The sequence below is a fragment of the Acinetobacter sp. ANC 3832 genome (genome assembly GCF_002135415.1).
Taxonomy (GTDB): Bacteria; Pseudomonadota; Gammaproteobacteria; order Pseudomonadales; family Moraxellaceae; genus Acinetobacter.
Genome location: NZ_NEGJ01000009.1, coordinates 163,162 through 177,920 on the forward strand (window position 1 = coordinate 163,162; position 14,759 = coordinate 177,920).

Annotated in this window: 13 protein-coding genes and 1 pseudogene; 10 read left to right on the plus strand and 4 right to left on the minus strand. The window is 36.9% G+C overall.

Features of this window, described 5'->3' with window-relative positions; translation table 11 throughout:
• Nucleotides 1–8: 8 nt before the first annotated feature.
• The 5 genes from B9T35_RS13285 (at nt 9) to B9T35_RS13305 (ending at nt 3,455) form a co-directional block, all read left to right on the plus strand.
• Nucleotides 9–1,058, plus strand: a complete 1,050-nt coding sequence (locus tag B9T35_RS13285; RefSeq protein WP_139842033.1) for a preprotein translocase subunit SecA — start codon at nt 9–11, stop codon at nt 1,056–1,058.
• A gap of 141 nt (nt 1,059–1,199) precedes the next feature.
• Nucleotides 1,200–1,916, plus strand: a complete 717-nt coding sequence (minC, locus tag B9T35_RS13290) for a septum site-determining protein MinC (RefSeq protein WP_086191586.1) — start codon at nt 1,200–1,202, stop codon at nt 1,914–1,916.
• Nucleotides 1,917–1,982: 66 nt separating this feature from the next.
• Complete coding sequence (minD, locus tag B9T35_RS13295) at nt 1,983–2,795, plus strand: septum site-determining protein MinD (protein WP_086191587.1); 813 nt, start codon at nt 1,983–1,985, stop codon at nt 2,793–2,795.
• A 2-nt stretch (nt 2,796–2,797) separates the two neighbouring features.
• Complete coding sequence (gene minE / locus B9T35_RS13300) at nt 2,798–3,070, plus strand: cell division topological specificity factor MinE (protein ID WP_086191588.1); 273 nt, start codon at nt 2,798–2,800, stop codon at nt 3,068–3,070.
• 97 nt (nt 3,071–3,167) lie between these two features.
• On the plus strand, nt 3,168–3,455 hold the full coding sequence (locus B9T35_RS13305; RefSeq protein WP_086191589.1) for a PA4642 family protein: 288 nt from the start codon (nt 3,168–3,170) through the stop codon (nt 3,453–3,455).
• Between the two features lie 241 nt (nt 3,456–3,696).
• On the opposite strand, the gene B9T35_RS13310 is transcribed toward B9T35_RS13305, so the two are convergent.
• Nucleotides 3,697–6,792 (minus strand): DNA translocase FtsK, encoded by a 3,096-nt coding sequence (locus B9T35_RS13310; protein ID WP_086191590.1) that lies wholly within the window; start codon nt 6,790–6,792, stop codon nt 3,697–3,699.
• 314 nt (nt 6,793–7,106) lie between these two features.
• Between B9T35_RS13310 and trxB the strand changes: the two genes are divergently transcribed.
• From trxB to B9T35_RS13335, 4 genes are all read left to right on the plus strand, one after another.
• The gene (gene trxB, locus B9T35_RS13320; RefSeq protein ID WP_086191592.1) at nt 7,107–8,060 is read left to right on the plus strand and encodes a thioredoxin-disulfide reductase; all 954 of its coding nucleotides are present in this window, start codon (nt 7,107–7,109) and stop codon (nt 8,058–8,060) included.
• A 105-nt stretch (nt 8,061–8,165) separates the two neighbouring features.
• Nucleotides 8,166–9,716: a class I SAM-dependent methyltransferase gene (locus B9T35_RS13325; RefSeq protein WP_086191593.1), complete on the plus strand. Its 1,551-nt coding sequence runs from the start codon at nt 8,166–8,168 to the stop codon at nt 9,714–9,716.
• Between the two features lie 68 nt (nt 9,717–9,784).
• Nucleotides 9,785–10,510 (plus strand): leucyl/phenylalanyl-tRNA--protein transferase, encoded by a 726-nt coding sequence (gene aat / locus B9T35_RS13330; protein WP_086191594.1) that lies wholly within the window; start codon nt 9,785–9,787, stop codon nt 10,508–10,510.
• A 22-nt stretch (nt 10,511–10,532) separates the two neighbouring features.
• Nucleotides 10,533–11,348: an arginyltransferase gene (locus B9T35_RS13335; protein WP_086191595.1), complete on the plus strand. Its 816-nt coding sequence runs from the start codon at nt 10,533–10,535 to the stop codon at nt 11,346–11,348.
• A gap of 96 nt (nt 11,349–11,444) precedes the next feature.
• On the opposite strand, the gene rimI is transcribed toward B9T35_RS13335, so the two are convergent.
• Nucleotides 11,445–11,906 carry a ribosomal protein S18-alanine N-acetyltransferase gene (gene rimI, locus B9T35_RS13340; RefSeq protein ID WP_086191596.1) on the minus strand — a complete coding sequence of 154 codons (462 nt, stop codon included), beginning with the start codon at nt 11,904–11,906 and terminating at the stop codon, nt 11,445–11,447.
• 112 nt (nt 11,907–12,018) lie between these two features.
• The gene (locus tag B9T35_RS13345) at nt 12,019–12,900 is read right to left on the minus strand and encodes a metal-dependent hydrolase (protein ID WP_086191597.1); all 882 of its coding nucleotides are present in this window, start codon (nt 12,898–12,900) and stop codon (nt 12,019–12,021) included.
• Nucleotides 12,901–13,306: 406 nt separating this feature from the next.
• Between B9T35_RS13345 and B9T35_RS13350 the strand changes: the two genes are divergently transcribed.
• Nucleotides 13,307–14,290 (plus strand): agmatine deiminase family protein, encoded by a 984-nt coding sequence (locus B9T35_RS13350; RefSeq protein ID WP_086191606.1) that lies wholly within the window; start codon nt 13,307–13,309, stop codon nt 14,288–14,290.
• A gap of 225 nt (nt 14,291–14,515) precedes the next feature.
• Here the strand turns inward: B9T35_RS13350 and B9T35_RS13355 are convergent.
• Nucleotides 14,516–14,759 (minus strand): annotated as a pseudogene (locus tag B9T35_RS13355) (elongation factor Tu); the annotation flags it as partial.

Here is a 14,759-nt window from a genome sequence, read left to right on the forward strand (position 1 = left end):
GGATATTTATGACGGATTCAAATCAATCATCACAGAATAAGTTTCAAACGATTCGTCATGATACGCTCGCATGGAAGCTCTTTTTAGTTTACGACATTTTCATGATGGTGATTATTGTCGTTAACTTAGTTTGTCTGTGCGCCAATGCATTTTTAATGAGCAATTTTGGCGCTTGGTTCTTTGATCAAATTCATTTACAGCAAGTTTTACAATTTTATAAAACTGATTTGCATCCATGGGTGATTAAAACTGAAAGTTGGTTTATTACATTTTTAATTGCAGAATTACTGATTCGATGGGCTATCTCTATTGTGAATAAGCACCACAAACGTTGGTTCTTCTTTCCTTTTATTCACTGGTATGAAGTCCTTGCAATTGTTCCTTATTTACGTTTCTTGCGTTTAATCCGTGTTGCAATTATTGGCTATAGATTACATGAACTAGGTTATAAAGTTGTTCCTGAAAGCATTAAAAATAAAGCACTTTTTTATTATAGTGTGGTGATGGAAGAGCTTTCAGACCGTATCGTGATCACTGTGATTGACGGTGTTCGTCATGAATTAGATACCAGTTCGAGCCATAAAAAAATTATCCACGATCTGGTTGATCATCATCGTGAATTATTTGCCCGAGTTCTAGCAGAAATTTTACAAGAATCGCTCGCCACTGAATTAAAAGCACAGCAAACCGTAATTGCAGATAATGTCGGTCAAATTGTAAAACAAGCCATTGAGGATACACCTCAACTGACTCAACTTTTAAGGCTGATTCCGATTGCAGGCAGCATGATTGAAAATCAAATCCAAAATATTGGACAGCGATTAGGTGAAAATATTACCAACGGTTTAATTGACCCGCTCACCAATGGAACAGTGCAACGACCGAACGCTACCTATCAACTGATCTCAGAAAAAGTCAGCAATTTAAATATTGAAAATCATTTGCTTGAAGAATTGGTTGAATCCGCAGTCTACGAAAGTTTAGAATCATTACGTAAACAAGTAAAAATTAAACAATGGCAACTGGTATTAGATAAAAATGATCAAGCGAAGCAATAATCCAGTTAAAGAATGCTCAATTCATTGAAATTATTTGTATCTTTGCTAGAGAAAACAATCAATTTGTTCTAGCATTTGACCAATTTCATCGTTTAGCTTTACGACATCAGATTTAGGTCACAAGCCTTTTAAGGAATAACTATGGCTGATATACGGATTACAGGCAAAATGGTTCATACCACTCGATTAACTTTCGAGAGCAATGATCATAATGCTATCCGCCAGCAACTATCCAGCATGTTAAATGAAGCATCTTACCAAGGTGCTTTAGTTGTTATTGACAGTACTGTTGAGCAAGAATTGATTGCACTAATTCAATTGCTGATTAGTTTAGAATTACAGCCAATGGCTGTGGTAGATGGTATCTTAGGGGATCAAGCTCGTGCCATTCAATTCCCTGTCATGCCGGCGGATCGTCCGTTACAACGGATTAAGCCAACCAAAGAACAGGTAGTTGAAACACCTGTTCAAAAAGCAGAACCACAAACAGCAACTGTAGCAGAGCCTGTTAAAAAAATTAGTCATGCAACGTCTTATCATGATGAAATTTTACGTACTGGACAATGTCTTGTACAAGATCATGGCGATATTATTCTGAACGCTGGAATTAACAGTGGTTCTGAAGTGATTGCATCAGGAAATATACATATCTATGGCAGTGTTCGTGGTAGAGTCATCGCAGGTGCAGGCGGAAATACAACTGCAAGAATTTTTTGTCATTCATTAGAAGCTGAATTGGTTTCTATCGCGGGGACGTATTGTGTGGCTGATGACATTCCGCAACATGTCGTAAAACAGTCTGTACATATTTACCTGAATGATCAGCAAGAGCTTGTATTTGAAGCTCTTCAATTTTAAGGTATAAATTAATCACCATAGAAAACCCGTTTAAACGGGTATATCACCATAACAGGAGTGGATTCGGTGGCCAAAATTGTTGTCGTTACATCAGGCAAAGGCGGAGTAGGTAAAACTACAACGAGCGCATCTTTTGCAACAGGTTTAGCCCTTCGTGGTCATAAAACTGTTGTGATTGATTTTGACGTAGGATTACGCAATCTAGACCTTATTATGGGTTGTGAACGTCGTGTTGTTTATGATTTTGTCAATGTTTTGAATAATGAAGCTCGCTTACAACAAGCGTTGATTCGTGATAAAGAAATTGAAAATTTATATATCTTACCTGCTTCACAAACACGTGATAAAGATGCCCTAACAGATGAGGGTGTTGCTCGCGTTATGGAAGAGCTTTCTCAAGAGTTTGATTACATTATTTGTGACTCACCTGCAGGGATTGAACGTGGTGCAATTCTTGCCATGTATCATGCAGATGAAGCGATTATCGTAACCAATCCAGAGATTTCATCTGTTCGAGATTCTGACCGTATTATTGGTATGCTTGATAGTAAAACCAAGAAAGTTGAACAGAACGAAGGTCGTATCCGTAAGCATCTTTGTATTACTCGTTTTAATCCAGAACGTGCTGATAAACAAGAAATGTTAACGATTGACGACATTTCTAAAGATATTCTTCGTGTACCAACCATGGGCGTCATTCCTGAATGTCCAAGCGTATTACAAGCTTCCAATGAAGGTAAACCTGTCATTCTTTATACAGAAACAAGTGCAGGTCAAGCATATGATGATCTCGTTGCTCGCTTCCTTGGTGAAGATCGCCCATATCGTCATATTACGGTGAAACCTAAGGGCTGGTTAGCACGTTTATTTGGAGCATAATCATGGCAGGATTCTGGAGTAAACTTTTTAGCAATGATGAAAAACCATCTAGCGCTCAAACGGCGAAAGATCGTTTAAAAGTGATCGTTGCCTCTGAACAAGGTTTAGGCAAACGTTTAAGCCAAGACAAAATTGATCAAATGAAAAAAGAAATCATGCAAGTGGTCAATCGTTATGTTCGTGGTGTAGATGAACAGCACATTCAAATGTCTGTTCGTTCTGAAGCGAATATTGAGATGCTTGAAATGAATATCAATTTACCTGAAGAGCGTTAATTTCATTATTGATTAGTCAAGTGAATTGATTCAGGGCAAAATAGCATTGGTTATTTTGCCCTTTTTAATCAGAATTATATTTTGAGGAGATGCTGTTATGGCACTTTCACAGCCAGCAACGTTCAATGAAGAATGGTCAGATGAGCGTGTATTTGCCTATTTGGAACAACTTCCTCCTGAAGGCGTGAATACAGATTTTCATGTGCTTTATCATGCATTCAAGCATATGCGCCCTTTCGATTACGAACGCCTTTTGACAAAATTTGTTGCAGATGGTCGTGATGTGAATGCGACAAATTCTGAAGGTCAACGCATTCATGATGTGATCGCTGAATTCCCACGCCAAAAAGATGGTTTTTTAGAAGTATTGGCAAAGTTTGCTTAATCATACTTTTTGAAAGATGAAACCTGCTTGAAGCAGGTTTTTTTACGCTTTATGATTTCATTAATTTTAAATCAAATAACGACTCAACCATTCATCTCCTCCTTTATAATTTTTAGTCAGATACACCACTCTATTATGGATGACATACCACACTTAAAATTAAAGAATATGGATGATCTCAATTTTGTATTATTAATAAAAAAGCCTCTAATAACTAGAGGCTTTTTAACATTAGTGAACGTTACACTAATATATCTCGTTTACCATTGGTACCCATTGAACTCACAATACCGTTCTCTTCCATCTGATCTACAATACGTGCAGCTCGGTTATACCCTAAACTAAATTTACGCTGTAAAGAAGATACTGAAACTTTACGGGTTTCCAAAACGAAAGAAACACATTGATCATAAAGTGCATCACGACTTGGATCACTATCACCATCTTCAAAACCTCTTGAAGTTGGCTCTTCATCATAAGGAGTTAAGATTTCATCGACATAATTCGGTTCACCACGCTCACGCCATGCATCACAAATACTATTCACTTCATCATCTGAAATAAATGCACCATGAACACGCTCAGGTTCAATTTTACCAGGCCCTAAAAATAGCATATCACCATGACCCAATAAGTCTTCTGCACCACCTGCATCCAAGATAGTACGAGAGTCAATCTTACTGTTTACACGTAATGCAACCCGTGTCGGAATATTGGCTTTGATCAAACCTGTAATCACATCGACTGATGGTCGTTGAGTTGCTAATAATAAGTGAATACCAGCCGCACGCGACTTCTGTGCTAAGCGTGTAATCATTTCTTCTGCTTTTTTACCGACTTGCATAATCATATCTGCAAATTCATCGGCAACAATCACAATAGACGGTAAAGGTTCTAAACGCGGAGCTCGCTCACGAGTCGCAGAATCACTTGGTTTCCATGTTGGATCAATCAGATCTTCGCCATTGGCAATTGCTTCATCGACCTTGCGATTATAATCAGACAACTTACGAATTTTTAGGTAAGACATCAGTTTATAACGACGCTCCATTTCATTAACACACCAATTCAATGCATTTACAGCATCTTTCATGTCTGTCACGACTGGGGTGAGTAAATGAGGAATATCATTATAATTCGCAAGTTCCAGTTGCTTAGGATCAATTAAAATCAGACGTAAATCTGCAGGTGTATATTTCAATAGCATGGATAAAATCATCGCATTTACAGCAACTGACTTACCCGAACCTGTTGTTCCTGCAACCAACATATGCGGTGCTTTGGCTAAATCAGTGAGAACTGGGTTACCTGAAATATCCTTACCCATCGCCATGGTAATTAAACCACTTGGATCACGATAGGTTGGTGTTTCAAGCAATTCAATTAAACGAACCATTTCACGTGAGCTATTCGGTACTTCAATACCGATATAAGGTTTTCCTGGAATCACCTCAACCACACGTACAGATGCCATGGACATTGAACGTGCTAAATCTCTTGAAATATTGGTCACTTTAGAGGCTTTAACACCAGGTGCTAAATCCAACTCAAAACGTGTCACGACAGGACCCGGTTGGGCTTCAATCACTTTGGCTTTGACATTAAATTCTTGTAATTTAATTTCAAGTAATTCCGAGAGTCTTGCCAACTGTTCAGCCGTAAAATTGACTTTTTTGTTGGGATCAACTTTATCAAGAATATCTAAACTTGGTAATGTCGGTAAATCTTTCCGTTTATTGGCAACTTGCATTGCGCGAGACATTGGTCGACCTGATGCATCGGTTAAGGGTGCATCAAAGTCAAAAGATTGATCCACTTCACTTTCAAGTTCTTCAGGTGCCCCTACTGTATCTTGCCAAGCTTCTCTAAAGGCATCTTTATCACTCGCAATGCGCTGTTTTTCTTCTTCAGAAACAATTGAATGCGGTTGAAAATTGGTTTGAATTTCAGCTTTTACAAAAGGTGTTGATTGCGCATAACTACTGGTTGTACGAACAGGTACTATCACCTCTTGTTGTTCTTTTTCAACCAACAATGCTAAATCATCTAATTCAGATGCCAAATTTTGAGTCTGTTGTAATGCTTGAGATGCAATATTAGACTGTGTTGCTGTTGTGGCAATCGTCGCAACTGCTACATCTGATGGTGATATCATTTCAGCAGCTTGTTGATGATACGGACTATGAATATCTGTGGCTATTTTGCCATTCGGCACCACCGCCAATAACTCATCAAAGACTTGATCATCGTCCCAATCAAGATGATTTTCATCATGAGAGCGTTGCGTTGGTACAGTGGTATTTTGTGGCGTATGTATAGATGAAATTACATTTTCGGCTTTATGATGAATATTTGATGTCTCTAACTCATCATCTGCGGCACGAAGTAAAGCATCAATATCGCGCTTATGATCATTTTCTTGATGTAATGCTTTCCACACTTCACCTGTTGGTACAACACGCTGACTTTCTTTTTCTAATTGATGTGCTTTCTCTAATGTTTTTTCAAACTCAGCATCATCAATTTCATCAACAAACTGCTGTTCTTGATATTTTTTGTCATGCATCCCCTCATCAACCAAATCATCAAATAAACGTTCAGCAGCTCGCTGTTGTTTCGATGATTGAGTAGAATTTGAGATCACAGCGGTATTTATGATGTCTTCATCAACACTCTGAACAGCATCATCTGTATGATTGATAGGCACTTTAACTTTTTGATTTTTTTGTGGTGTTGTTAAATCATAAGCAGATTCACTTTCAGGAACATTCTTATAAAATAAATCTTGTAAATAAGCAGGTGTCGCTTTTAAGGTTGCCCAAGTTCGATTCCATTGAATACCGAATGCTAGAGTAAATAACAAACCCAATAAGAATACTAAAAAAATGGTCGCCCCATAAATGGTTAATAAATGGCTAAGACTCGCCCCAAGTTCATAGCCAATAATGCCACCTGAAGCATTATCCAATGTATCTGCGGGTACATTCCAAAGTAAATATAAAAGACTGGCAAAAGTGAGCAAAATAAAAAATTGCGCTGCATAACGAAATGGACGGCTGAGAAAACTACGTGGCCACCATACTTGTGCTGCTTCAACGAATAGAAATATTGGGATCAGCAAACTTGCCCATCCTAAGAATCCAAAAAGTAGATCTGCAATCCACGCGCCCGCAACACCACTGGCGTTTGACACTTGTTGAGTATCACTTGAAATATGCATCCAGCCTGGATCAAATGGGGTATACGTCACTGTTGCTAAAAACAGATAGATCCCAAATGAAATCAAGAATAATGTTAATAATAAACGCTGTGCATAAACACTCGACACCGCAGTCATATACTGTCCTGTAACCAATTATTCATATTGCTCTTTTCTTGACGCGTAACGCTATCTTCAGAGAAGAAATCTTTATATTATGCACCTGTTCTATAAAAAAAGATGCACGATTATTGACTTGTGTTGTAAAGCTTTGTAGATAATTCAGCAATTTAAAACTGTTTTTAAACCTTATTTTATTATACAACTTTTCTATATAGTTCAATTCGATTTCGATGATCAATATTATCCACATCGAACTCTCACCACTGTTATAGAGTTTCACGTATAATTTTAACAGATTCTATATTTTTTATATAAAAAGGATGGCTGGAATGAGCACACGTCACTCACGGTTAATAATTTTAGGTTCAGGTCCTGCGGGCTATAGTGCTGCGGTATATGCTGCACGTGCGAACTTAAAACCAACACTCATTGCTGGTATGCAATTGGGTGGACAATTAACAACAACGACTGATGTTGAAAACTGGCCGGGTGATCCTGAAGGTTTAACAGGTCCTGCTTTAATGGAACGTATGCAAACGCATGCTGAACGTTTTGGTACTGAAATCTTATACGATCACATCAATGAAGTTGATTTAAAAGTTCGTCCATTTGTCTTAAAAGGCGATATGGAAGATTACACATGTGACGCTTTAATCATTGCGACAGGTGCAACTGCACAATATTTAGGTCTTGAATCTGAACAAGCCTATATGGGTCAAGGTGTCAGTGCTTGTGCGACTTGTGATGGTTTCTTCTATAAAAACCAAAAAGTAATGGTTGTCGGTGGTGGTAATACGGCTGTTGAAGAAGCGCTATATTTATCGAATATTGCTTCACATGTCACACTTGTACATCGTCGTGATTTTTTACGTTCTGAAAAAATTCTTCAAACTCATCTTTTTGAAAAAGAGAAAGAAGGAAAAATCAAAATTATTTGGAACCATCAAGTTGATGAGGTTTTAGGTGATTCTGCTTCAGGTGTAACGGCTGTTCGTATCAGATCAACTCAGGATGACAGCACTCAAGATATTGATGTTTCAGGTTTATTTGTTGCTATTGGTCACAAACCAAATACAGCAATGTTTGAAGGTCAACTTGAATTGCGCAATGGCTATATTCAAGTACAAAGCGGTACTGCTGGAAATGCAACTGCAACTTCAATTCCAGGTGTTTTTGCAGCGGGTGATGTTGCTGATGATGTCTATCGTCAAGCCATTACTTCTGCAGGTTCAGGTTGTATGGCGGCACTTGATGCTGACAAATTTTTAGATGGTTTGAAATAATTCATTTATTTTTTGTAAAAATAAACCGCCTACATGGCGGTTTATTTATTTTTGATTTATAAAGAGATTTAATTATTTTTATAATTTCACCTTGTGGGGAAAACAATGACAACAGCATGGACCGATGGCTATCAAACTGAAGTAAATTACACCTATGGGTATTACAAAGATTTGAGTCCAAATTATCAAAAATTTTGTTTGTTATTAAATGGAGTTGATTGCCCGTCCTCACATCAAGATCATATGCATTGCGAACTTGGTTTTGGTCAAGGTGTCAGTCTGAATATTCATGCAGCATCAAGTTTTGGTATCTTTTATGGTACAGACTTTAACCCTGCACATGCGGCTCATGCCAATGTACTGGCTGAACAAAGCCATGCTCCACATCATTTTTATGATGCCAGTTTTGAAGAGTTACTGAACAAAGATTTACCCATGTTTGACTCAATTAGCTTGCATGGCATTTGGAGTTGGATTAGTCATGAAAATCAACATATTATATTGAAATTCATTCGCAAATATTTAAAACCCAATGGTATTGTTTATATCAGTTATAACTGTGTCACAGGCTGGGCAGCTAATATGCCGATTCGTGAACTTTTCCACAGTCATTTTAAATTTAATAGCAGCAGTACTAATCCGATTCAAAAGGTCAAAGACTCTTTAGAATTTAGTGAAGCTCTATTAAAACAAAATCCAAATTTCGCTCAAAGAAATCCAAATGCATTAAGCAAAGTTCAAGATTTAAAAAAACAAAATCCAAACTACTTAATCCATGAATATCTTAATCAAGATTGGCAATGTTTTTCATTCCAACAAGTGGTTCGCATTCTTGAAGAAATCAAACTTTCCTATGCAGGCTCTACTGATTTAAACACACATTTGGATAACATCAATTTTACGGATGAGCATCAAAAATTCTTAAATGCCATTGAACACCCTGTTTTTAAAGAACAATGTCGTGATTATTTTGCCAACAGTCAATTTAGAAGAGATTTATTTATTCGAGGTAAAAATACCTTAACCGCATTACAAACACAGCAACGTTTAAGAAATACGGCTTTTGTACTGCTTACTGCACCAGAACAATTACCTAAAACGATTGCAGGCTATTTAGGTGAGTTCAATTTAATTCAAGATATTTATGGACCTTTAGGCGCTCACTTTAAAAAATTAGACTACAAACCTCAAACCATTGCTGAAATAGAACAAGCCATCCCAACGCTTAATTATGCCCAACTCTTAAATGCCTTGGTAATTTTGTGCCATTTAGGTTTAGCTCAACCTTGCCAAGCTGAAGCAAATCCAGAAATGATTCAGCATGCTCAAGACTTTAACTATTACCTTCTCAATCAAGCCAGTTTTCATGTGAATTACCAAGCTTTAGCCTGCCCAATCACAGGTATGGGTATTCCAACAGATCAATTCACACAACTGTTCTATCGTGCACATTTTGTGGAAGGATTAAAGTCTGCAAAACAATTTGCACAATATGTTCAAGATGTACTGACTGAATTGAAATGGTTGGTCTTAGATAGCGAAGGAAACTCAATATCAGATTTGGGACAAAGTCTTAAAATTATTCAAGAAAAGGCTCAGAAGTTTTTAGATGGCGATAAAATCAAAATTGCCAAACAGCTGAAACTTTTCGCATAAAACATTTTACATTTTAGTGCTAAGGATCAGCTAAGATATTGCTGATCCTTATACTTTTTTAATGCGCTATGCTCACACCCTCTCAATATATTTTCCCAGATCCGATTGAAGCAGATCCTGAACAACAAGGATTAATTTGTGTGGGTGCGGATCTCTCCCCTTCTACACTCTATGAAGCGTATACACATGGCTTATTCCCATGGTTTTCAGAAGATGAACCTATTTGTTGGTGGAGCCCTGAACCACGCTGCATTATTCGACCACATGATTATCACCCCAGTAAATCACTGATTCGAAATATGAAAAAGATGGATTACAAAATTACCGTCAATCATTCTTTTGAACGTGTTATTCGCTCGTGCTCTTTACCCCGTAGTTATGCAGATGAAACTTGGATTTCTGAAGATATCATCCAAGGTTATTCCGATTTATTTGATGCAGGCTTTGCTTATAGCGTTGAAGTTTGGAATCAAGATAAAGTCGTGGGCGGATTATATGGTGTTACTATTGGGCATGGCTGTTTTGGCGAATCTATGTTTAGTACTGAAACTGATGTTTCAAAAATGGCTTTTTATACACTGATGCTGATTGGTCAAGAGAATCAACTGCCTTGGATTGATTGCCAATTGGTTAATGATCACCTCTTAAGTCTTGGCGCTTGCACACTTTCTCGGCAAGAATACCTTAAATCGTTACAAGATGTTGTGAAACAGCCTGTTATAGATTGGAAAAAATATCAAGACCGTGTATTTTCAAGTAAAACAATAGCGTTAAATGCGCGCCTCATGGAATGACAAAAAGGAGGGACACACAGTTATGAACTCTTATCATCCGAAGTCCCTATTAAATGACTTACAGTATTACATTACGCCACCGCATGATTGCAGTTATTTAGAAAACAAATCTGCGCGTATGGTCTTTCTTGATCCGGTTCATCGTATCGATGTGGTTACCTTGTCTGAATTGTCACGCACAGGCTTTAGACGTAGTGGCGATTTTGTGTATCGACCTGAATGTCACCTCTGCCGACAATGTCTATCTTGTCGTGTTCCTGTTGATACCTTTCAAATGAACAGTGCACAAAAAAAGGCTTGGAAGCGCAATCAAGATTTAACAGTGAAAATCACTCCAACACATCAAGCAACTACAGTTCATTACGATTTATACGAACGCTATATCCTTGAACGGCATGCCGATGGTGATATGTTCCCACCGAGCTATGATCAATTTGAAAAATTTTTACTGCATAGTTGCACTGAAAGTTTCTTTTTAGAATTATGGAAAGACGACAAGCTCATCAGTGTTTCAACTTGCGATCTGCTTGATGATGGATTATCTGCTGTTTATACCTTCTTTGATCCTGATGAAAATCGACGCTCTCTTGGCGTTTTTGCGATACTCAAACAAATTGAATATATTCAATCTATTGATCAACAATTTGTGTACTTAGGCTACTGGGTTCCACATTCAAATAAAATGAATTACAAATCACAATATACACCGATTGAACTGTTATTAGATGGTCAATGGCGTCGTTTAAATCGAACGTTAAATCAGGAAGAAATTAATCAATTGGGAGATATGCTTATGACCACTCTGCCATCTGAATGGAACGAACTGATTATTAAATAAGTGATTAATTATTGATTATTATAAAATTAAGCTCCTCAACATTGAGGAGCTTTTTACATCATATTAACCAATCGATAAAAGATGACTCATTCAGAATTAACTTTTAAAAAGTTGAGAAAAATCATCACTACATGATTTCACCATAATAATTGCATGCTCTTTTCCACCATCCGCTTTAGGATAGTAATTACGTCGCATATCAATTTGATGGAAGCCAGATTTTTCATATAAAGCGATCGCTGAAAGGTTACTTTCACGGACTTCTAAAAAGATTTGAAGTGGATTATTTTTAAGCAAAGCCATCGATTGATCTAATAATTGATATCCAAGCCCTTTGCCCTGCTGTTGTGGATGGATTGCCATCAACAATAAATTTGCCTCATCTAATACAGGCTGTAAAATACAAAATCCAACAACCTCACCTTGCTGCTCGATCACTGTACTTTGATACGAGTTAATCGATTCTTCAAATTGTTTTAATGTCCACGGATGAGTTTGAACTAAGTTTTCAATTTGAGAAACAGCACTTAAATCAGCTTTTTGCATTAAACGAATCATCTTCGTTCATCATTTAGAAATAAAGGCTGAAGTATAAGAAGTTCTATCACTAAAAAGAACTAAAAAGGGCAATTTTCATTGCCCTTCATATTTTAAATTTATATTTCACATTTTAAAAGCCCAGTTTCGCTTTCCATGTTTCTAATAACTGTACAGTATCTAAATCATTTGGATGAAAACCAGGTCTAAAATAGGCAAACATTTCTTTGGTCATTCCTGCAATAATCCCTTTTGATGGACTATATGCATATTTATAAATCATGCTTAATTCTTTCAAATTTAACTTTTTATCTTCTTTCAATAAATTAAAAACAAATGATGATTGCGCGATAAAAATTAGAGTCATTGCAAAGATCAAAGCCGAACTACGTAATGCATATGCTTTCACACCCTTACCAAAAACTGCTTCATAAACATCATAAGCCACAGCTTTATGTTCATTTTCTTCAATGGCATGCCAAAACCACATCGTGGACATGGTCGAATCAGTCATCAGCTCTTGAATATGATTATTCACAAGCAATTGTGATGCAATAGTCGCAGTGAAATGCTCTAATGCTGTTGTTGCAGTAAGATCAACCATTTCCTGTGTCATACCAAATGGTTTAACCACTTTGGCAAAAAGCTTACGTGCCGTTTGAATCACTACACCTGTTTGACGTTCATATTTAGCAACATCATGACCATATTTTTGTGCTGAAGCATTAAAGCCCGCATGTTCATGCGTATGCATCGCCTCTTGACCAATGAATGCGCTAATTTCTTTTTGTAATGCTTCATTGTCTTTAATCGATGGGTGATAACGTACTGCACGTACGGAATCAATAAATAGTTTTTCACCATCTGGAAACAATGCAGACAATGCGGTCATAAAATGTGTAAGACCCGCCGAGCCATTCATCCAATATTCTGGTACATCATCAAAATTAAAATTCATACGACGAACAGGAAAACTTGCACCTGCGCGATTTGAAATATTCACTTTAGCATTCATTGCAAAAACTCCTATTAAGTGACTACGACACTTAAATCATTTATGTTTTTTTTCTCTATTCTTATATTACGGCTTTATGAAATTTCGATAAGTGCTGATGAGGTCATGCGAATATCACTTAGGGACAGCTTAAGGGTCTTTTTGTCTAACAATCTTGATAAGGTCGTTATCTATAGCTTTGAATAAAAAAACTAAAGCAAAACCCGAACAAATCACTTATTCTTTATTTTCACTCGATGAAAAATTCTCTCAATGCACATTCATAAGATTGTCTAACTTTATTCATTAGACTCTAAGATATTTCAAATATCATAAAGTCTTGCAACACGGAGCTTAGATCATGTTCAGTACAAGAATAGTCATCAACAAATATACACTTTCTATCATAATATTGGTCTTCACAATGATGACAAGTTTAATGGCAAAAGCTGAACTTATTGTTTTGGCATCTCCGCAAAGCAATGATCCTTACTATGCCAAAATGAAAGATAAAATTTTCGATTTTCATGTGAACTATGCGAAAAAAATCATTCAACATGGAGATCAAGTTTTAATTTTAACAGATCAATCTTTATATAATGACTATGTTAAAGCACTTGGAAAAGATCATATTGTCATTGCACCTATGCAAGATATTTGGATGCGTGATTTTAGTAGTTCAAATCCGAATGCTCCAATTTTATTCCGCTATACAGCAGAAGGACAAGGTGGTGGCAAAAAAGGTCAATTAAACGCTGATGCAGTACAATCAAAATTTAAACAATACATTCAAAAAGCTGGATTAAAATTTACTTCCACAAATTTATTCAATGATGGTGGTAACTGGGTTGACGATGGTGCAGGTCATGTTGTGGTCAGTACAAAATTCTTATCAGACAATAAAATATCTGAAAATGCCGCAAGAAAGAAATTAATAGCGCTCACAGGGTTAAAACATATTGCTTTTATTGACTCAGATGAACAAGGTGGTCTTGAGCATGCTGATGGCGTTGTTAGTTTTATTGATGAAAACACTTTAGTGATTAATTCTTATCCTGAAGACCCAGAATATTCGCAAAAATTAAAAGCTGATTTACGACGTGGGCTTCCCAATGTAAAGATTGCCGAAATCATTACCCCTTATGATGGTAGCCAAATTTATGATCAAAAGTTTGGTTCTGCTTGTGGCTTATATACCAATATGCTTGTCACCCCTCAACGTATCTATTTCCCTCAATTCGGCATAAAAGAAGACAATATTGCATTGCAACAAATTCGCGCACTGACTAAACGTGAAATCATTCCAATCCCATCCAATAATGTGTGTCATATGGGTGGCGGAGTTCGTTGTATGTCGTGGCAATTACGAGGTGAAAATGCAAAATTACTCTTAGATTCCTTAAAAAGATAATAATATACTGATGATGAATAGTAGATCGATATATTTTGTATAAGCGTTTTTAATTTCACCTTGAAGAAGAAACTCAAGAAGTGATTAATACTTACGCAAAATATCGAATAGTTTATGAAAAATCTTATCTTCTAGAATATGAGCATATAAATCGGGTTAAAAAATATAAAACTTGATACATAAAAAAAGCGCTCCTAATGGAGCGCTTTTTTTAAACAGAAAGGCTTAAAGTGTTACTTTAGCAACAACACCAGCACCCACTGTACGACCACCTTCACGGATCGCAAAACGTAGACCTGGGTCCATTGCGATTGGGTGAATCAACTCTACTGACATTTCAACGTTGTCACCTGGCATAACCATTTCAACGCCTTCTTGTAATTGGATTGCGCCAGTTACGTCAGTTGTACGGAAATAGAACTGTGGACGGTAACCGTTAAGGAACGGAGTATGACGACCACCTTCTTCT

Bases quoted from the DNA above. Each gene is read 5' to 3' on its own strand.
- B9T35_RS13285 (WP_139842033.1), top strand. From the start codon at position 9: ATGACGGATTCAAATCAATCATCACAGAATAAGTTTCAAACGATTCGT.
- minC (WP_086191586.1), top strand. From the start codon at position 1,200: ATGGCTGATATACGGATTACAGGCAAAATGGTTCATACCACTCGATTA.
- minE (WP_086191588.1), top strand. From the start codon at position 2,798: ATGGCAGGATTCTGGAGTAAACTTTTTAGCAATGATGAAAAACCATCT.
- B9T35_RS13305 (WP_086191589.1), top strand. From the start codon at position 3,168: ATGGCACTTTCACAGCCAGCAACGTTCAATGAAGAATGGTCAGATGAG.
- B9T35_RS13310 (WP_086191590.1), bottom strand. From the start codon at position 6,792: ATGACTGCGGTGTCGAGTGTTTATGCACAGCGTTTATTATTAACATTA.
- trxB (WP_086191592.1), top strand. From the start codon at position 7,107: ATGAGCACACGTCACTCACGGTTAATAATTTTAGGTTCAGGTCCTGCG.
- B9T35_RS13325 (WP_086191593.1), top strand. From the start codon at position 8,166: ATGACAACAGCATGGACCGATGGCTATCAAACTGAAGTAAATTACACC.
- aat (WP_086191594.1), top strand. From the start codon at position 9,785: ATGCTCACACCCTCTCAATATATTTTCCCAGATCCGATTGAAGCAGAT.
- B9T35_RS13335 (WP_086191595.1), top strand. From the start codon at position 10,533: ATGAACTCTTATCATCCGAAGTCCCTATTAAATGACTTACAGTATTAC.
- rimI (WP_086191596.1), bottom strand. From the start codon at position 11,906: ATGATTCGTTTAATGCAAAAAGCTGATTTAAGTGCTGTTTCTCAAATT.
- B9T35_RS13345 (WP_086191597.1), bottom strand. From the start codon at position 12,900: ATGAATGCTAAAGTGAATATTTCAAATCGCGCAGGTGCAAGTTTTCCT.
- B9T35_RS13350 (WP_086191606.1), top strand. From the start codon at position 13,307: ATGACAAGTTTAATGGCAAAAGCTGAACTTATTGTTTTGGCATCTCCG.